The organism is Rickettsiella massiliensis 20B, assembly GCF_000257395.1.
GTDB lineage: Bacteria > Pseudomonadota > Gammaproteobacteria > Diplorickettsiales > Diplorickettsiaceae > Diplorickettsia > Diplorickettsia massiliensis.
The window spans coordinates 593,442-610,630 of the sequence record NZ_AJGC01000001.1; the positions used below are offsets into that span (position 1 = coordinate 593,442).

Consider the following 17,189-nt stretch of genomic DNA (forward strand, 5'->3'; position numbering starts at 1 on the left):
GAGTTTGGCATAAAATTCACCCTTAATCTCGGCGTTTATTCAAAAGCTATTGCTGAGCTTTTAGATCCAACATGTATCAAACTTAGGCCTTTAGTTTGGGATTTGCATTGGGGACAGCGTATAGGACTTCTACTGCCAGAAAAAAATGATAAGTGGTGGGTTATTGATGAAGAAACATTGATGGAATTTTTAGAGCAGGAAATCCAAGACTGCCTATTGCATAAAGTTATAACTGAAATAGATGAATGTATTTATAATAATCATTTAATAGATTTATGGGTATCTAATCAATTGCATGGAACTGGGATGTTATATAGAGAAAGTATTTCATTAATTTAATATCCAAAGACTGAAATTAAGGATCGTTGCAAAACTTATCCAAATAAAGTAAGGCAATAGCCAATAAAAAACGATTTTAAATCGTTGCCATGCCAGGTATAAGGTGATGCATAACGTGCTCCAAAGTAACACAATATTGACTAATGCCCAACCAATCGCTTGCGCGCCAAAAAAAATAAAAGACCACAAAAAATTTAAAAGTAGTTGCACCAAAAAACAAGTAAACAACGCAGTATTCTTCTTGCGCACTGACCAAATTAAGCCACCGACAATACCCAGCATGATATAAAGAACAGACCAAACCGGTGCGAAAATCCAAGCAGGTGGATTAAAAAAAGGCTTATTTAGCGAGTAATACCAGGTGTTGACGCCGGCTGCGGTTATCCTCGCTTCAATACCGGCAATGAGCAAACAAATGGCTATACCGATAACACAAGGCAAAATGATATGATTAAGTTTCATATCATTGATTATAAAACTTCTTAGGGAAAGTAGCTATGGATTTTGCCAAAGAAATCTGGGTAATCGGCGGCGGTGGAATCGGTTCAGCCTTGGCAGAGAAAGCCAGACTCGAAAAAATTAAGGTAACGCATTTTTCCCGACCCGATACGGATATGACGCGGCCTGAAAGTGTTCAGCACATTTTTAATACTACTGACCAACTACCCTCCGTTATTGTTAACACCATTGGTATGCTTTACGATAACCAGCATGCACCTGAAAAATCGTTGGCTCATTTTCAAGCAGAGTGGTTTTATGAAAGTTTGCGAGTCAACACACTGCCGGTCATTTGGATAGCGCAGTGTTTGACGAAAAAACTGGGTCAATCTGATGAACTTATCTTTATTAACCTCTCGGCTCGCGTTTCTAGTCTTTCAAATAATCGCTTAGGAGGGTGGTATAGTTATCGGGCAAGTAAATGTGTGCTCAATATGTTTATAAAAAATATTAGTATCGAATGGTCGCGACGTTTTCCTAACGCAGCGATTTGTGGTTATCATCCGGGTACCGTTGCTACCCATTTAAGTGAACCGTTTCAAAAAAATGTTCAACCGGGTAAACTATTCTCACCTAAACAAGCTGCCGATTACTTATTTAGTCAAATCCAAAAAACCACGCCAGCAATGAGTGGTCATTTATTTGATTGGCAAGGTAAACGTATCGCGTTCTAATCTCGATTTTTTTATATTCCTGAACAATGGTGGTTGATAAAGTGGGGTAAAGGAAAGAAAAAATAGCCTTTGACTGTTCTAGAATAGATCGTCTTATATACTGTCTTGAATTTTATAAAAAGTGATGGGGATATTAATCTTTTAGATCAAGTAAATCTTGGTCTGATAAGCTTGTAACATTCTTAATAAACTCACGATTAGTCCCTCTAGCAAGCATTCTTTTGGCAATAATTAAGTCTTCTTCTCTACGACCTTGCTCTAGGCTCTGTTGTTGAAGTTGACGTGCAATGGTGTTCATAAACTCTTGTTTATATTCTTCTTTAAGTTGTTGTGCAAAAGTCATGATACTTTTCCTCGTCAGCTCTTCTAGGAAGGCGCTGATAAGCTCCTGAATTAAATATTGAGCGGCCTTGGGTTCTATTTCATCCTGAGTGGTTGATAATACGTAGATTAGCATATCATTCAGGTAGGATATATTGAGCTGTTTGACTACATTTTGAATCAGTTGGCTTTGCAACATTTTCCTCATAATAGATAGAAAACTCTTAGCTCGATAGTGTTTAAACAGCATTTCCATCAGGGGAGCCAGGCCATGCTGGCTAATTTCTTCATCGGATAGAATAGTGAGATCAATCAGCGTAAAGGGTTTGAAAGCCACTTCTCGCGCAAACTCCGGGTCTGCAAAATGATCGTATAAGTCGGTTGAATGCGGGTACGGAGAAATTTCTCCATGGTAAATCATAATGGTAAAATAATAGGTAGTTTTTTATGTCCTTGCTGAAGATGCTCGGAGCATAAAGAAACCATATAGTGTAATAAGTGAAAAGCCATTAATTCATTTTTAGCGGTTGATTCATGTTCTACTAAAAAGAAAAAGTAGCCTGGTTTTTGATTAATTTGGCATTGATAAATGATATCGCTGTGAATTTCTTTTAATTCTGGAACAATAAAGCTTTTTTCAGTTAATAGCTAGCAATCACCCAACGTTTCATAGAATGAGTGATTGCGTAACAAAAACGGTCTTTTTCAAATTTAAATGACCTTAAACGTTTATTCTCTTCTTCTGAAAGAATAGTTAATCGGCCTTTATTTTTTTTGAAACCAGTACTTAAAAACTCTTTCCAAACATGTATTTCTGAACGAGAAATACATAATTTCGAAGGCGGTTTTTTCCATAAAAACTTATTCATGATAATAGTTTTATTATTTAGCAGTAATTGAATTAACTGTTATCCCCTTTTTTATTATAAAATAAAATTAATAAGTTAACTTGAATTCTTGCATATCTAATTTAGGATAGCGTAGACCTTTTCCCACCCCTATAGGTAAAAGCTGATTTATATCAGATAACAAATTAATATCCAGTTTCATCGTCAAAGCTACAATATTTTCAATTAAGTGCTCCGGATCTGCTGTACCAAAAACAGGATAAGCCAAAATATTAAAGCTTTTGGTTTGCGTGATAAGCCAAGCAATTGCTAACTGCGCTAACGAATAGCCATTGTGTTGCGCTAATTTACGCACATTTTTCATTACCATTTGATTATGTGCTAAATGTTTACCTTGAAAACGTTCTAATCCCTTTCGACAATCATTCTCAGAAAATATCATTGTCATATCTGTTGCCAAACCTCGACATAAAGGGCTATAAGCGAAGAAACTCATATTCTGTTCTTGGCATAAGCGGAATACACCATCGTTTTCTGGACCTCGATGTAAAAAATTATATTCTGTTTGAATGGCACTAATGCCATGCTTTCCCGAAGTTAAACGCCGTAATTGACTATCAGCACGTAAAATGACATCTACATTAGCCTCGGATAGACCTACATAGCGAATCTTCCCATTAAGTAACAAAACCGACATGGCTTGCATACTCTCTTCAATCGTATTGTTTTCTTCGCTGATACGATGTAAGTAAAATAAATCAAGATAAGGCGTTTGTAGCCGAGCAAGGCTAGCTTCACACGCTGTCGTAATATATTGTGGACTAATATCCACTTCTCTATACCAAGCCTGCGTAGAATTAAGTTTAATACCACATTTACTGGCAATAAAAACCTCTTCTCTCGTCATTGTAGTATCTAAAAATTTTTTATTTAGCACTGTTCCAATAAACGTTTCACCATCTAAATTTCCATTTGAACCCAAATAACAATCAGCCGTATCAATATGAAAAAAACCCTGCTGTAACGCTTTATCTAACGTTTTGATTGACCTTTGTATATTCACAACACCATATAAAGGTTCGATGTCCACTTCATTCCTCCAATCGCTGCCGTAGGTATGGGTTGACCAGATTGTGTCATTAACATGTGCTATCTCTCCCTTTATTGTGCTTTCGGTGTAATAACATAGTACTGAACTACAGCCACTTCGTCTTCAACGTAGTGATTGCAGGATTTCACCTGAAACCCCAAACTTTCTATGAACGATAAAGCAAGTAAAACAGGTGTATGACCAAATAAAATTGCCTGACCATTCGGCTTTAAACAGCAAATAATTTGTTTAAATAATTGCTTGGCTAATTGCGTTGACACAACCTCCGCATTTAAAAAACGAAAAAATATATAGTCACAGGAGGCTGTTGCAATACCTGGCTTCATTGAATTACCACAAATAACTTGATCTAGTTTAGGTGCGGCCCATTCACACATTTTTGGACTGATATCCTGTCCAATAACAATAGCTTCAGGAACAGCTTGTTTGATAACACTTAAAAATTCGCCAGTTGAACAAGCTGGATCGTAAACAATGGGTTGTTTATTCTCACCTGATTTGACTAAATCTGCGCTAATTTGACGTAAATAACGTTCACCCAAACTAAACAAATGTGCTCTCTCTTTCGTAATAAACCAACCTTGCTCTGGCGTATTAATCTCACGTCGCTCTACTTTAGACAAATGAACAAAAGGATGGTAAATATCAATCTCACGATGGCTCTTCAGCTGTTCAAATACCTGGCAACGCTTTGTAAAAGACAGCGGTTTATAAAATAATTCAACTCCCTCCTGAGATACTTGTGAGCGGATCAATTCACCTAATAACATTTCTATCTTTACTAATGAACAAAAAAAGCCAGGCGATCCATGGCAAGTTACTATGTCAGAAAGTAGTTTACGACCACAATAAAGCTGGCTACCAATCACAAAGAAAAAAAAACGTATCGGTTGATCTTCCCAAGCCTCAAAAACGGATGCTATTGTTTCACTATGCAAAGCATTTAGCTGCATTTGCTGTAGATGAAACGCTTGAATTGCTTTTTCTCTCACGTAAACTTCAGGTTTTATTTGGCTCGCTTCATACCATATATCAATATTCTTAGCAACTTGCAAAATCTCTTCCATGTTTTTATCTTATCCATTTAATGGAAGTAAGAGAGTAGAAAGCCGGCTCAATACTTCTTTAGAGTTCAATGTACATATTCCCAATGAATTTAAAAATGATTCTAATTTGGTTTCATTCTCTTTTAAGGAGAATGAAGTAGGAAACATCACATGATGAAATGGCGCATTTGCTTGGTAAAGCGGTAAAAAAGCAGTTAATGGCATTTCTTCAGACGTTATTTGCAATAATTGTTCGCGCCAATGTGCATAAGACGTTTTAAGTAGCTGGCAATGACACAACGCTTTTAAGCATTCTTGCCACGATATACCTTCGTCTGCCAATACCAATTCGTTCGGTAAATGCTGTGTGGTTAACGTCAATGCCGATACTACCTTAGCACAATCTTCAGCAGCAAGTATCGCAAGATGATCGGATAAATCGGGCATTAACTGCATCTTAATACATTGTAATAATCTGCAAATAAAATGGTCTTTTTTAAGTATCTGTGGCGAATCATGGTTTAAGTCATAAACTAAAGGCAATTTAAGAATACACGTATTTAAACCCTTTTGCGCAGCATAGTTTAGCAATTCTTCACTCGCTCCTTTGCTTAGATCATAGCCAGTATGCCGCCCACCCTTCTTCAATAAAGGAGATATTGCCGAAGTACTGCTGATGTAAATAAATTTATGAATGGCTTTCGAATGAACCCATTCAAGCAAATGATAAGTCGCTGTCACATTAGGCTTATAAAGACTTGATAAATCATATAAATGATTAACTTGAGCAGCACAATGTATCACTGCATCAATCGTCTCATAGTTCAAGTGTGTATTGAGTTGATACTTCAACGCGGTACTATCACTGAGGTCACAAGTAATCCAACACAAGCGATTGTCTACTTTTAAGCGTGGACAACGAAGGAGCATCTGTTTAAAAATTCGATGTGCAGAACCACGACCTAAACAAATAAGTTTTAAATCCGTATGTATGAGAAAATGGTACAAAATGGCTGCACCTACTCGACCACTAGCACCTGTCATCAATACGGTTTTGACAGCCTTGTTTTCAGCGCAAGGTGCCATTGTCTTATTTCATCGCATTGTCGATGTAATAACTTGACTGGATCTAAAGTTTTCGCTTCAATAGTAAGTAAGGTATTGAAATACCTTAACGTAGGCTCATTAAGAAATACAGATAAATTCAGTTTTTTTCCTGATATTTCATAAAAACCACTCATTAATTCTACAATTTTTAAAGAATCACCACCGATATCAAAAAAATTATCATTATCTGAAAAATCATTATGCTCTAGTATAGCTTCCCAAATTCTTCGGCCAGCATTCTGCTCAACAGCCTCATGGAATTTAATTCGTCTATGCTCTGCAATTAGCTTTTTTAAAACCAATAAATCCAATTTACCGTTTTCATTCAATGGTAAATGACAGTTAATAATTAGTTCGGGTATAGCTACTTTAGGTAAATAACTAGCTAATTGTTTTCTCATTTCTAATTCATTACTTTCACCTTGATAGACAAGTACAAGCTTATCCTTATTTTCTAATAGAAAAACATGAGCACTTTCAACACCTTTGCATAGCAAAGCTGTTAACTTTACTTCATTTAAATTGACCTTTTGCCCACGTAGTTTAATGTGTTGATCACGACGTCCTAAATAAAAAAATCGATTATGCGCATCAACTTTAACAATATCATTAGTTTTAAATCCCCTCATCTGGCGTTGACTATCATAAAAAAAAGTATCTTCCTGAAGTTTTTTTTCTAAATAGCCATAACCTACGAGATCACCGTACAACCATAACTCGCCACAATCCTCCCTTTGGCACTGTTTTTCCACATTCATCCACCACACGGGCATCAACAGGAGATAATGGCATGCCGATACAAGTTGCCATTTCACTATCGTTGATTTCATACATATGGCTACAGACAGTCGCTTCACAGAGACCAAAAGCATTAATCAGTCGAACTTTTCCAACAAATACCTTTATCCATGCGGGATCAATCATTTCACCTACTAATACTAATGTTTTAACATCAAACAATAATTCAGGTTTTATCTTTCGCGCAACAGAAGGTGTCAATGTAATTAAATCAACAGACTCAATTTCAAGTAACATCGACAATGTTGGAACTACTAAGTTATCTTCTACCGAAACAATTCTAAGTTTTGCACCTGACCAAATAGTTACAAATATTTCAGAAATAATCGCGTCAAAAGCTGGATTAGCGACTTGTAAAACTTTATTTCCTGGAACCAATCCAAAATAATTGCCTTGATTGCGCATTAATAAAAATAATCCTTTCGCCCCGATCAATGCGCACTTTATTTCTCCCGAACTCCCCGATGAACAAGCAAAATAGGCAATGAAATCCTCTTGCCCAAGTAAAGGAATTGCATTTTCTTTGTATTCAAATTTTATATTTTTACTGGTAAAAAAAATAAATCGGTATCAGAGAAAGCAAAATCACCTTTGTCTAAGCTAATTTTTATAAACGGATTAGTTAATGCAATGAGTTTTTCTTTTTTTAATGTGGGCCATGTCCTATTGATCAATAGGAAAGGAATTTTCGCGAATAAACAGGCAACAACAAGAACCGCTAACTCTGCACAACGTGGCAACTCAATCGCAACAGGGTGATTTATATCAACACCACATTGCTTTAAAAAAGCAGCAATCTTAATTGCCAACCTGACCAGTGTATTATAAGTATATACACGCACATCATCCTGTATAGCCACTTCATCAGAAAAGGAATTCAACCTAGTTTTTAATATATCTACTAATGATTTTTGCATCATCGCTGTTTTCCATGTCAAGAGCGAGTGGGAGCGCTAACTAAACTGTTTTCTATGTTATCTTTAGTGGTTACCGAAACTCGGTACACTTTAACTATTTCTTCACAAACTGCTTTAACTTTATCGTAGGTTTCATCTTTAATAAAAAAACGTCCCGCGTGTGGAAAAGGACCCACACTCTGATTTAACCACTGCCCCACCACTACTTTATCTGACGCGACAATACTCGCTTCCGGAAGCTGATCGATACCAAAACGGCAGTAACTTGACAAACCTGTTTTAACGGTACTGGGATATAAAGCCACGCTGAAGAAAAATTACAATCTAAAGTAGTTATGGGCCGTGTTATTTCGGAGGGCTCTAACATATCCGCTAAAATAGTTTCTTTAACTAAATCGACACCATAAACTTTTTTCATGAGGGGGACCACACCGGCACCACCAAAACGATTAGCAATCTCTAAAAATATCCATTCATCCTGGGGAACAAGAAAAGCTTCTAAATGAAAAGTTCCATCACATAAACCCACTTGACGTAAAATAATCTCTGTAAAACACTTAGCTTGGCTAAATAATTTAGCATTATCGATGGTAATCGATGCCATAGGAACATTATTATTTACATAGTCATAACAAGTCGTAGTATATTTCGATGCACTAAAAAAAATCAGCGTGCCATTACGCACAATTCCATCAAAATGACACAACTCACCGCTAATGAACTCTTCAAGTTGGTAACGATCAGCTAAGCCGTTTTGGACAATATGAGTTATTAATTGGGCATGACTTTTAAAAACAAAAACACCCTCGCTCGCAGCTTGTGCCCTTGGCTTTAATACTAGTTTTTCTTTTAGTGGATGAATAAATTCTTTAACTTCATCCAGTGTTGTTCTGCTATCGACTGCTTTAAATTGAGGATAACGAATAGCCGTACCCTGCAAACATTGTTTCATTTTCACTTTATCCCGGCATAACATAGCCGTATCTACCGAAGTACCTGGCACTGAAAACTTTTTTCGCAATAAAGCGGCGGGTAAAGTGACATGTTCATATAAGGCAATAAATGCTTTAGGGCGGCCATGTTGCTCAATTAATGTAGCCGCTAATGCTTCAATCTCAGGCATCGCATCAATATATTCTTCCAAATTCATATTATGCGGCACTTTGAGCACACCTAAACCTGTCAATCGATCACGAATCGACACATCTAAGGTATCGACAACATATTCATGCACAATAATACTGATACGATAATTAACAAAATCAATGGCATCTACAGCAGATGGATGAAACCCTACAAATATAAGATGTGGTTTATTATTTACCATTATTCAATAGCCTCCTGCTATTTAATAGCTTCTTGTAAGAATTAGATCAAAATTCCTGATAAAGATAATCTTTCCATTTTCCGAGTTGCCGGCCAATAATCTGAAACGGCATAATGCTGTGTCGCTAAGTTATCCCACAAAGCAATATCATTGACTTCCCAACGGTAACGTGCATGATACTCTGGTTTATTAGCGGTATTAAATAAAATTTGTAACAGCGCACGACTCTCTTCTGCAGCCATCTGCAAAATTTTAGTGGTTGAAACGCGATTGACAAATATAGATTTTTTACCGGATAAGGGATGAGTTAGTATCACTGGGTGTGCTTGTGCAGGATAATAGTCCTGCATTTTCCTTAATTCATCTGGTTTTTCTATGAACATAGCCTGATAAATTGGTGTAAAATCATGGTACGCTTTTAAATGTTCACATTGTATTTTTAATTCGGGAGAAAGATCCTCATAAGCAGCAGTCATGCTGCAAAAAATAGTATCTCCACCAACTGTAGGTACTTCTTTAGCACGCAATACCGAACCATAAGAAGGCTGCTCTAGCCAGTTGAGATCACTATGCCATTCATTTAGATTACCCTTATTATCACGACTGTGATAAATCCCTGTAATTTCTGGATATTCAGGATAAGGTTGAAAGGGAGAAATTCCTGGCACTAAGGGTTTTTCTGTTGAAATAAAAGGATGGCACATAGGCTGATGAATTTTTCTAACTAACCGAATATATTCCTCAGCAGTTAAAGCTGACTGTTTTTTAAAAAATATCACCTGATAATCTATTAATAGTTGCTTAATCTCTTTTGCTAATGATTCATCTAAAGCTACTTTTAAGTCAATGCCATGTCTTATATTCATATTGTTTCCTCACAAGCTTTAGCAAATGATGATGTAGTTTCTTGATTTAAATATTCAGTCGCGTATATAAAGAGAGTCTCAACTACAATACCTTGTTGTTTACACTGCTCTGAAAAATAATTGATTTCTTTTTGATTAGGTGCATTTTCATCACAATCTACTTTCATCAAATGTGATAACCAAGGTTCTCGACCTAATGCATAAATATTAACTTTTTTAGGCTTGAACTCTTGAACCAGTTTTAAGCCTAAATCTGCATTGGAACCGTTGAGGCGACGACTTTGATCCCATTTACGATCAATCGGTTCATCTAATAATGGGCCATAAATCCAAGAAAGTGGTGCACCTTCTGATTCCATGCCCATATATAAATAATCCACTGGACCACAAAGCTTTGCAATATGGCGCAACAGTGCAGTATCAGCCGTTCTAACATCAGCAGCAAAAATGAGATTTGTTTGATCATTACTAACTTTAAAAATAGATTTACTCGTAATATCTAAACAACCATGTTCACCACAAAAGGGAAAACTTGTGATGGCCATATCTCCAACCCTATAACACTCCGTACTATCGAGTTCAACAATAGTTTTGAAACCAAGTTGATGCAAAATCCACTTTGGTGAGGGATCAATCGGTGTACCTCCCTTCGCTTTTGCAATAATCACTACACTTACTCGACTACGCAATTGAAGTAAAGTCTCAATGCAAAAATGATCTAAGTGCAAATGAGTAATCACTATTGCATCTATCGATTCTGGTAAATCAAATAAAGTTAAACGTCTATCGGTTAAACCAGGAAACTCGTAAGCTACGAGTGGATCCAGCAAAATAGTGGTACTTTCTGTTGTTATCTCAACACAGGCATGTCCCCAATAACGTGTTTTCATTACCCCATTTCCAGATGGTCGATCATCTTTTCGTCTACGTGTAGGCTCTGTAGCGCACTCAAAAAAAGAGCTAAACAACACACAATCTTTCTCAACTAAACCTAATGCATTAGCCAATGGATAAATATCTGGAACAGGATCAAACCTTGCCTGCACCAATTTATTCAAAATTTCTGAATCATGCTGAATTTTAATAAAAAGATGATTATCTTTTTCTAAGCGTGGTGTAGTTAGTACAAAATCTCGCTTATCGTTGAGCAACGGATAAAGCAATATTTCTTGTAATGCAACTGAATAAGCTTTCGTGTGATAAAAAAGTGCTTCATCTATTCGATAACTAGCACGACCTGAACGCTCATAAAAAAGTTCCGTTACCCCTTGTAAGGGCACAGGAATTTTATCAATCCAAGTCTCCAAGTTTTCACCTTGTGCTGTAGCAAGCAGCTGCCAAAGCATTTGTTGCGCATCTGCAACTGCAAAAAGATCTTGCAAATCTTCCTGTAACTCAGCCAGTAAATTTTTTACTTCAAGAAGACACTTACTTGGCAGTGAAACAAAAGGCCCTCCTTGCATCCGGCTATTTTGTAAAATAAGCTCATGTTGTTCAGGCGCACGAGAAAAAGAAAATAACAGCTTTTTAACTAAGTAACTAAAAAAACGTGGCGCGCTACATGGGCTAACTAAATAAGGAGAAGCATAATAACGTGCAATTAAAGGCTCAATAACAATGTTGCGCTTTAAATAATAGAATCTAAACATTGGTAAGTTAATATCCTTATTTAATAAAAATGAATTTATTTATTTATTTAACCAATCGAACACTACTGTCTTAAACCATGACTGCAAATATTCTTTTTCTGTATAAAGCATCAACACTAATTGTACAAAAGCAATACTTGCAATGACTAAAAAAAACTGAAAAATAGTTATGTGAATCACATAACTTAATAACACAATAGCTATGACCGTTAATACAACCGATGCCATAGTTGCCAACAAAATAGTTGAATTAATCGCACTCGTCTCTATGGCCTGTAAAAAAGCAGCTCGGACGATGACGCGTAAAAACGTAAAACTACTGCCAAATAGCATCGAAAAAACAAATAAGGTTGGTAACGTGAATGAATAATATAAGCCGATAATAGCGATTAAAAGAAATAAGGGGGAAAACTTAAGTCCTATTGAGTTTCTAAATCGGGTATAAAAAATCATCATAGCTGAAGCAGAACAGCCACCCAGTGCAACCCCACAAACAAGCCAACCTAACATTTGACCCAAATCATGAAACCGTATGGCAGCCCAGGGCCCCGTAATTAAATTAAATAATTGCTGAAGAGGTAGTAATAACACAAATATCATAAAAATTAATAACCTACCCGCAGACTGGAAAATAGTGCGGATAAATTTAGTAAAGCTTACTGGTTCTCTATCTAAGACAATTGTAGATAGAGGAACAACCTGCTCTTGATAGCTATAAACTGCTAAGATGCCCAAAGCTTCTAGGAAAAATGCGAAAAAAAATAACTCAGCTAAAGACCAAATATTTAATAAAAAACTTGCTATCATTGCACCTAAAGCCATACCAAGTTGTGTTCCCAATAAACTAACGCTTTCAGTCTGTTTCAAACACACTTTTTGAGCTATAGCTTTAGAAATTCTCGCCGACGTACTTTGATAAATAAAAAAACCCAAATCATAGAAAATAATGACAAAATAAATAATATAAGATGGATTTTCATAGTTTAGTGCACCTACACTCAATAGTAGTAAAAATACTATGCGTAGCCATTTTATTGCCAAAAGCTGGTAATGAGTTGAAATTTTATCCATCTTTGGCGCCAAAAAAAATGCTGAAATAACAAAAGGAACCATGGCCAAGAGAAACACATTACCTACGGGGATAAGTGGATTTTTAAAATTGGAAAAATAACCTGCAGTCCCTACAAAAAAGATACCTTGAGGTAAATAGATAGACAGCGTTATGAGGAAAAAACTAATAATATTTTTCATTTTATAAAAATAAACTTACCTAATTAACAGTTATCAAAAAATTACCCATAAATAATGCATCAAGTTTTGCCAAAATTAGAGTTCTAATTGCTTCTTCTGGCGTACACACAATGGGTTGTCCTCTCATATTAAAAGAAGTATTAAGTACTAAAGGAATACCCGATAATTGCTCAACTGCATCGAGTAAAAGCCAATATTTTTCAGCGTAACGTCTATTGACTGTTTGAATACGTGCAGTACCATCGACATGTGTAATCGCTGGTAAAATGGATTTGTATTCATCTTTAACTGGTACTGTATAAAGCATATGTGGAAACTCACGTCCACAAGGTATATCAAAATAATGATGGGCCGTTTCAAATTTAACTGAAGGAGCAAAAGGACGAAAAGATTCTCGCTGTTTAATCAATAAATTAATACGATCACGCATGCTAGGATCAGTAGGGTCCGCCAATATACTACGATTACCTAAAGCCCTAGGCCCAAACTCCATACGGTCTTGTACCCAAGCAATTATCTTGCGACTTGTTATCCATTTTGCTGCTTCTTTAATAACTTCGGAAAGAGAAAACTCTTTATATGTAATTTGGCCAGTAAACTTTACAATTGCTTTTTTATAATCATCTTCATGAAAATCTGGGCCAAAATAAGGTAAATCAAAAGGCGACATACAGGGAAGACCTCTTCCCTTTTGATAAGCTTGGATCATAGCCGCCCCTATAGCGGTCCCTGGATATCTTTAAACAAAGCTTTACGTAAAAGATTGCCATTAGCCGTACAATTTAAAGCAACGCCCCCAGCCATACAAAGCTTTTCTAAACCAGTTTTTTCTTGCCAAAAACTAAGAATATGTGAGAGTGCTTCTTCTAGTGTATTCTGTAAGGCTGCTGCCAGATCTTTATGTTCTTGCGTAATAGCAGATTCAGGTGCACGCGGTGCAAAAAAATTCTCTGATTAACCATTTCCGAAAACCACGGCCAGTCTGTCTATCAGTTTCTGTTGTATTTAATTTAAACTTTTTAATAAAAATATGACCTTGATCACGATATTCAATAATTTCATTAAATAACTGTTGATATCTTTTCTTATCTCCATAAGGTGCTAAACCCATGACTTTATATTCATCAGAGTTAATATAAAAACCTAAATGTGCTGTAATTTGAGAATACAATACACCCAGCGAACTAAATAAATTATAATTTTTCAGCAAATTGATTTTTCCATTTTCAGCAGAAAATAATGAAAGACTATGTATTTCACCGATACCATCAGCAATTAAAATCAATGCCGAGTCAAATTGGCTTGGATAATACGCTGTTGCTGCATGTGCCAAATGGTGATCAACCGAAACAAACTTGTCACTAATAAATGAACTAGGAAAATGGCTTTGCCATAAATCGATTTGTAGGTGATTATCGAGAACTTGCTGGTAATATAAGCGACTATCCTGTGTCGTTAAAAATAATGAATGATAAGGCTGGTAATTAAATCCATGGCAAATATAATCTAAATCACTTAAAGTTAACCCTGCTTTCTGTAAACAATAATTAACTGCATTGATAGGAAAATTACAAGTATATTTTTCTCCATTAAAACGCTCCTCTTCAACAGCGGCTACTAACTGATTATCAACCATAATACAAGCAGCTGAATCCAATCCTTGACACATGCGATATTCCTGCTCCGTAAAATCGCTATAGAAGCTCTTACGAAAGTTTATAGCACCATGCAATCCACTATATCCTAATATATTCAATGTACATTCCTTTTTTCAAAAAACTAAAACGGGTGCTGTTTAAATAAAAAATAAATTCAAAACAAAAACTATAGCATACAGAACTTTCTTTCCATGAATACTTTTCTACAATAATTTTTAGTTATACCCATTTACTTTAAAAAGTATTAGCGCCTCTATCCGCGACAACACAAAAATCTTTATTCCATACAGAATAACCCTGTCTTCTATCTACAACAAACTATCTTTGTCTCTCATAGAACCATTTAAAAGTTTGTCATTATTAACTTGTCGCGCTTAAAATTCCTTCCTGAGAACACGACGAAAGATAACGAGAAAAAAGTCTCATAAAAATTTTAAGTTCTATTCAATGGCGGTATTCTCATATCTTTACTATGAATGCTAATTTCTTTAACTGACTTGCCAGTTGCCTAGCAGTTAAAGGTTTTCCCTGGCTATAAGTCACCCAAGGTGCTTCTGTATCTGCATAGAGTGCCTCTAATAACTCATATATATAAACGATCTAGATTTTTGATAGCAAAAATATTCTTTATATCCTGCAATAACTCAACTCCAACACTGATAGGTTCTCGCTTAATATCAGACAATTGAACTGCAGCTTCTGTTGCTACCTCTAGCCATTCATGTCCGGCTAGCTTAGCAATAGCAACTAAAGGGCTCCAATTATCAACCGCTCGATCATTTAAGGTTTCAGATATAACAGGTTTAATTTTTCCTAGAACTTCCATATTATACGCTACAAAACGCATGCATTTTTGAACCAGCTGTTGAAATACTAATTTTGAAATATCTCGTAGCTTAACTTTTTTTTCATTGCTAAGCTTCCGACGTAACTGGATAACAATAGATCGATCCTCAATTGTTTCTGGCAAACGCCCAATGCCTGCAATCACCTTAGGACACCAGGTATTAAAGCGAACTGCTTCATGTTTATCGCCAACACACCGTATAACATAAGCTGATTCGCGCTCATGACCTGAATTTATAACTCCACGCATTTCTTCATTATCTAGTAAAAAAGTATCTGCTTCATCAAGTTCCATTTATCGATTGAGCGAAAAATTGCTGCCGGAGAACAAACGTTAAGAATAGGCGAATAATCAAAAACATTGGTGCAATAAGTAAAAAGAATATGCAATATTATTGCTTTAGCTTCATAGCTGGATGGGAATGTAATAAAACGATTAATAGTCTTTTCTAATTCATCTAATAAAGCTTTACCATTCACCTCTTCATGCCAAGCTTCAATGACTGGAAATATTTCACTAGCACAAGCATCATGTGCACTGCGTTCTTTTTTTACAAGTTTATCAAGCAGGGCAAGTGGAATACCTAGCTGTTTACCAACTTAACAACTCCTTCAATATTACAATCTACACTATTATTTATCGTTATTTTTACCTTCCGCTCGGCTTTTTTAATACACGCTTCTATCCATGCGTCAACGTCCGATTCAAGCCAACCCACTGAACGTTTTCCAAGCTTAATAGGTTTAGGGAATTCACCTTTGGCTACCATAAGATAAAGTGATGATCTGGGTTTTCCAGTTTTTTCTTTACTGCGGGAAGTCTTAGAATTTTAGACATGTTAATACCTCTCTGTGTGTTATTAAACGTAGAGAGATTAAGCAAAGTAGAATAAGAGTTGGCCGAATTTGGCTAGCCAATTAACCGATTCGGTTAAGAATCTAAGTATCACGTGACTTAGTAGTAGAAAATAAATCCGCTGCTTCGGTTAAGTATTTACATATTGTATCTTCAGTAACATCTAACCCGACAGATTGTAACCCAGCTCTTATGCTAGCTTTGTTACTCCCAGTAGCAGGATTTCGCATTACTGATGAATCATAACCATAAGCATTTTTTTGCCATGCCTAGTATAATTTTTAACATCGTATTCCTTTATGACTCAGGAAGCATAACTTTAGGTAGCTTTTTGTCGACCGACTCTAATTCTGATATTGATAACTTAAGCTTTTTTGCTAGATAAGGATGCTATCTAATAAATATTTTTTGGTCATCTATTGTGTAATTTATAAACACTCCTCTAATTATCTCAAGAAGATCAGAAATTACATCGATGCAATTTTTAATGCATCTACATGCTGAAAGATGCTTCGATCTTTATAATTCCACCAACACCCACTATTACCACAAAGTGCCTCGCAAAGTTCCTCCACTTCTTTAATATAAAAATAAAGTTCTCCCCACTCAAACGGCGAGCCTTCTCTAAAAGCAACATCAGTGCTAATACCCAAAATAAGGCTAGCGGCAATTTGCGGCTACAACTTCCTAGAACAACCCATTTTTTATAATCCGACACTAATTTTTTTTGTATATCCATAAAAACATTCCTTTTTACTTAAGCTAAATCAAATAGCTTTTATATCTGTGCTAACTTATCCAAATAATCCGCCCAGTGCTGCATCATCTTTCTACGCTCAGAAAGGTATTCAGCATAGTTGTAGGCTGCACGCACATTGTTACGTTCTGCATGCGCAAGCTGTCGTTCAATCGCATCACGATTCCAGCCTTGTTCATTTAATAGTGTCGCCTCCATACTGCGAAAACCATACCCCGTCATTTCGGCTTTGTCGTAACCGAGACGGCGTAACGCTGCAAGCACTGTGTTTTCAGGCATAGAGCGTTTTAGACTGCGAATGCTTGGAAAAACATATTTTC

22 protein-coding genes and 3 pseudogenes are annotated in these 17,189 nt (G+C 36.1%); 2 read left to right on the forward strand and 23 right to left on the reverse strand.

Annotated features, from left to right (window positions below; genetic code table 11):
• Window positions 1-102 precede the first annotated feature (102 nt).
• Complete coding sequence (locus tag S3O_RS0103500) at window positions 103-339, forward strand: hypothetical protein (protein WP_010597673.1); 237 nt, start codon at window positions 103-105, stop codon at window positions 337-339.
• On the opposite strand, the gene S3O_RS0103505 is transcribed toward S3O_RS0103500, so the two are convergent.
• A complete protein-coding gene (locus S3O_RS0103505) occupies window positions 331-801 on the reverse strand; it encodes a TspO/MBR family protein (RefSeq protein ID WP_010597674.1) in 471 nt (156 codons plus the stop codon). The two genes, S3O_RS0103500 and S3O_RS0103505, sit on opposite strands and share 9 nt — an antisense overlap.
• Before the next feature lie 35 nt (window positions 802-836).
• On the opposite strand from S3O_RS0103505, the gene S3O_RS0103510 reads away from it, so the two are divergent.
• A complete protein-coding gene (locus S3O_RS0103510; RefSeq protein ID WP_010597675.1) occupies window positions 837-1,511 on the forward strand; it encodes an SDR family NAD(P)-dependent oxidoreductase in 675 nt (224 codons plus the stop codon).
• Between the two features lie 133 nt (window positions 1,512-1,644).
• On the opposite strand, the pseudogene S3O_RS13540 reads toward S3O_RS0103510, so the two are convergent.
• From S3O_RS13540 to S3O_RS18655, 22 genes and pseudogenes are all read right to left on the reverse strand, one after another.
• Window positions 1,645-2,459: pseudogene (locus S3O_RS13540) on the reverse strand (Rpn family recombination-promoting nuclease/putative transposase).
• Between the two features lie 14 nt (window positions 2,460-2,473).
• On the reverse strand, window positions 2,474-2,701 hold the full coding sequence (locus S3O_RS0103520; RefSeq protein ID WP_010597677.1) for a hypothetical protein: 228 nt from the start codon (window positions 2,699-2,701) through the stop codon (window positions 2,474-2,476).
• A 67-nt stretch (window positions 2,702-2,768) separates the two neighbouring features.
• Window positions 2,769-3,770 (reverse strand): aldo/keto reductase, encoded by a 1,002-nt coding sequence (locus S3O_RS0103525; RefSeq protein ID WP_010597678.1) that lies wholly within the window; start codon window positions 3,768-3,770, stop codon window positions 2,769-2,771.
• 71 nt (window positions 3,771-3,841) lie between these two features.
• Window positions 3,842-4,858, reverse strand: coding sequence for a class I SAM-dependent methyltransferase (locus tag S3O_RS0103530; protein ID WP_010597679.1), 1,017 nt, complete (start codon window positions 4,856-4,858; stop codon window positions 3,842-3,844).
• A 9-nt stretch (window positions 4,859-4,867) separates the two neighbouring features.
• On the reverse strand, window positions 4,868-5,923 hold the full coding sequence (locus S3O_RS0103535) for an SDR family oxidoreductase (RefSeq protein WP_083827625.1): 1,056 nt from the start codon (window positions 5,921-5,923) through the stop codon (window positions 4,868-4,870).
• Window positions 5,881-6,702 carry a non-ribosomal peptide synthetase gene (locus tag S3O_RS0103540; RefSeq protein ID WP_192805870.1) on the reverse strand — a complete coding sequence of 274 codons (822 nt, stop codon included), beginning with the start codon at window positions 6,700-6,702 and terminating at the stop codon, window positions 5,881-5,883. The genes S3O_RS0103535 and S3O_RS0103540 overlap by 43 nt, the downstream gene beginning before the upstream one ends.
• Complete coding sequence (locus S3O_RS0103545) at window positions 6,644-7,303, reverse strand: AMP-binding protein (protein ID WP_083827627.1); 660 nt, start codon at window positions 7,301-7,303, stop codon at window positions 6,644-6,646. Before S3O_RS0103545 ends, S3O_RS0103540 begins: the two co-directional genes overlap by 59 nt.
• The gene (locus tag S3O_RS0103550) at window positions 7,279-7,623 is read right to left on the reverse strand and encodes an AMP-binding protein (RefSeq protein ID WP_192805871.1); all 345 of its coding nucleotides are present in this window, start codon (window positions 7,621-7,623) and stop codon (window positions 7,279-7,281) included. The genes S3O_RS0103545 and S3O_RS0103550 overlap by 25 nt, the downstream gene beginning before the upstream one ends.
• A 53-nt stretch (window positions 7,624-7,676) precedes the next feature.
• Complete coding sequence (locus S3O_RS0103555; protein ID WP_156792723.1) at window positions 7,677-7,931, reverse strand: hypothetical protein; 255 nt, start codon at window positions 7,929-7,931, stop codon at window positions 7,677-7,679.
• Window positions 7,862-8,986 carry an ATP-grasp domain-containing protein gene (locus S3O_RS0103560; protein WP_010597685.1) on the reverse strand — a complete coding sequence of 375 codons (1,125 nt, stop codon included), beginning with the start codon at window positions 8,984-8,986 and terminating at the stop codon, window positions 7,862-7,864. The genes S3O_RS0103555 and S3O_RS0103560 overlap by 70 nt, the downstream gene beginning before the upstream one ends.
• A gap of 41 nt (window positions 8,987-9,027) precedes the next feature.
• Window positions 9,028-9,852, reverse strand: coding sequence for a TauD/TfdA dioxygenase family protein (locus tag S3O_RS11085; RefSeq protein ID WP_010597686.1), 825 nt, complete (start codon window positions 9,850-9,852; stop codon window positions 9,028-9,030).
• Window positions 9,849-11,501, reverse strand: a complete 1,653-nt coding sequence (locus tag S3O_RS11090) for an MBL fold metallo-hydrolase (RefSeq protein WP_010597687.1) — start codon at window positions 11,499-11,501, stop codon at window positions 9,849-9,851. Before S3O_RS11090 ends, S3O_RS11085 begins: the two co-directional genes overlap by 4 nt.
• A gap of 39 nt (window positions 11,502-11,540) precedes the next feature.
• Window positions 11,541-12,752, reverse strand: coding sequence for a hypothetical protein (locus S3O_RS0103575; RefSeq protein WP_010597688.1), 1,212 nt, complete (start codon window positions 12,750-12,752; stop codon window positions 11,541-11,543).
• A 19-nt stretch (window positions 12,753-12,771) separates the two neighbouring features.
• Window positions 12,772-13,422 carry a carbamoyltransferase C-terminal domain-containing protein gene (locus S3O_RS15230; protein WP_010597689.1) on the reverse strand — a complete coding sequence of 217 codons (651 nt, stop codon included), beginning with the start codon at window positions 13,420-13,422 and terminating at the stop codon, window positions 12,772-12,774.
• A 47-nt stretch (window positions 13,423-13,469) separates the two neighbouring features.
• Window positions 13,470-13,667 (reverse strand): carbamoyltransferase N-terminal domain-containing protein, encoded by a 198-nt coding sequence (locus S3O_RS20330; protein ID WP_083827629.1) that lies wholly within the window; start codon window positions 13,665-13,667, stop codon window positions 13,470-13,472.
• 7 nt (window positions 13,668-13,674) lie between these two features.
• Entirely contained in the window at window positions 13,675-14,421 is a 747-nt protein-coding gene (locus S3O_RS15235) for a carbamoyltransferase N-terminal domain-containing protein (RefSeq protein ID WP_010597691.1), read from the reverse strand.
• Window positions 14,422-14,869: 448 nt separating this feature from the next.
• Window positions 14,870-15,010, reverse strand: a complete 141-nt coding sequence (locus tag S3O_RS20335) for a DUF3631 domain-containing protein (protein WP_083827630.1) — start codon at window positions 15,008-15,010, stop codon at window positions 14,870-14,872.
• A complete protein-coding gene (locus S3O_RS0103585) occupies window positions 14,994-15,551 on the reverse strand; it encodes a DUF3631 domain-containing protein (RefSeq protein ID WP_010597692.1) in 558 nt (185 codons plus the stop codon). The genes S3O_RS20335 and S3O_RS0103585 overlap by 17 nt, the downstream gene beginning before the upstream one ends.
• Window positions 15,518-15,736 (reverse strand): hypothetical protein, encoded by a 219-nt coding sequence (locus tag S3O_RS17730; RefSeq protein ID WP_192805872.1) that lies wholly within the window; start codon window positions 15,734-15,736, stop codon window positions 15,518-15,520. Before S3O_RS17730 ends, S3O_RS0103585 begins: the two co-directional genes overlap by 34 nt.
• A gap of 104 nt (window positions 15,737-15,840) precedes the next feature.
• Window positions 15,841-16,053 (reverse strand): annotated as a pseudogene (locus S3O_RS16320) (helix-turn-helix transcriptional regulator); the annotation flags it as partial.
• A gap of 552 nt (window positions 16,054-16,605) precedes the next feature.
• Window positions 16,606-16,851, reverse strand: a complete 246-nt coding sequence (locus S3O_RS0103595; protein WP_010597694.1) for a hypothetical protein — start codon at window positions 16,849-16,851, stop codon at window positions 16,606-16,608.
• Between the two features lie 39 nt (window positions 16,852-16,890).
• Window positions 16,891-17,181, reverse strand: a pseudogene (locus tag S3O_RS18655) (tyrosine-type recombinase/integrase); the annotation flags it as partial.
• Between the last annotated feature and the right edge of the window lie 8 nt (window positions 17,182-17,189).

What these genes read in the sequence shown, in the direction of transcription:
- S3O_RS0103510 (WP_010597675.1), top strand. Translation starts at nt 837, where the DNA reads ATGGATTTTGCCAAAGAAATCTGGGTAATCGGCGGCGGTGGAATCGGT.
- S3O_RS0103530 (WP_010597679.1), bottom strand. Translation starts at nt 4,858, where the DNA reads ATGGAAGAGATTTTGCAAGTTGCTAAGAATATTGATATATGGTATGAA.
- S3O_RS11085 (WP_010597686.1), bottom strand. Translation starts at nt 9,852, where the DNA reads ATGAATATAAGACATGGCATTGACTTAAAAGTAGCTTTAGATGAATCA.
- S3O_RS0103560 (WP_010597685.1), bottom strand. Translation starts at nt 8,986, where the DNA reads ATGGTAAATAATAAACCACATCTTATATTTGTAGGGTTTCATCCATCT.
- S3O_RS0103520 (WP_010597677.1), bottom strand. Translation starts at nt 2,701, where the DNA reads ATGAATAAGTTTTTATGGAAAAAACCGCCTTCGAAATTATGTATTTCT.
- S3O_RS0103540 (WP_192805870.1), bottom strand. Translation starts at nt 6,702, where the DNA reads ATGAATGTGGAAAAACAGTGCCAAAGGGAGGATTGTGGCGAGTTATGG.
- S3O_RS0103595 (WP_010597694.1), bottom strand. Translation starts at nt 16,851, where the DNA reads ATGGATATACAAAAAAAATTAGTGTCGGATTATAAAAAATGGGTTGTT.
- S3O_RS0103585 (WP_010597692.1), bottom strand. Translation starts at nt 15,551, where the DNA reads ATGGAACTTGATGAAGCAGATACTTTTTTACTAGATAATGAAGAAATG.
- S3O_RS15235 (WP_010597691.1), bottom strand. Translation starts at nt 14,421, where the DNA reads ATGTGTCAAGGATTGGATTCAGCTGCTTGTATTATGGTTGATAATCAG.
- S3O_RS11090 (WP_010597687.1), bottom strand. Translation starts at nt 11,501, where the DNA reads ATGTTTAGATTCTATTATTTAAAGCGCAACATTGTTATTGAGCCTTTA.
- S3O_RS15230 (WP_010597689.1), bottom strand. Translation starts at nt 13,422, where the DNA reads ATGTCGCCTTTTGATTTACCTTATTTTGGCCCAGATTTTCATGAAGAT.
- S3O_RS0103505 (WP_010597674.1), bottom strand. Translation starts at nt 801, where the DNA reads ATGAAACTTAATCATATCATTTTGCCTTGTGTTATCGGTATAGCCATT.
- S3O_RS0103535 (WP_083827625.1), bottom strand. Translation starts at nt 5,923, where the DNA reads ATGGCACCTTGCGCTGAAAACAAGGCTGTCAAAACCGTATTGATGACA.
- S3O_RS0103575 (WP_010597688.1), bottom strand. Translation starts at nt 12,752, where the DNA reads ATGAAAAATATTATTAGTTTTTTCCTCATAACGCTGTCTATCTATTTA.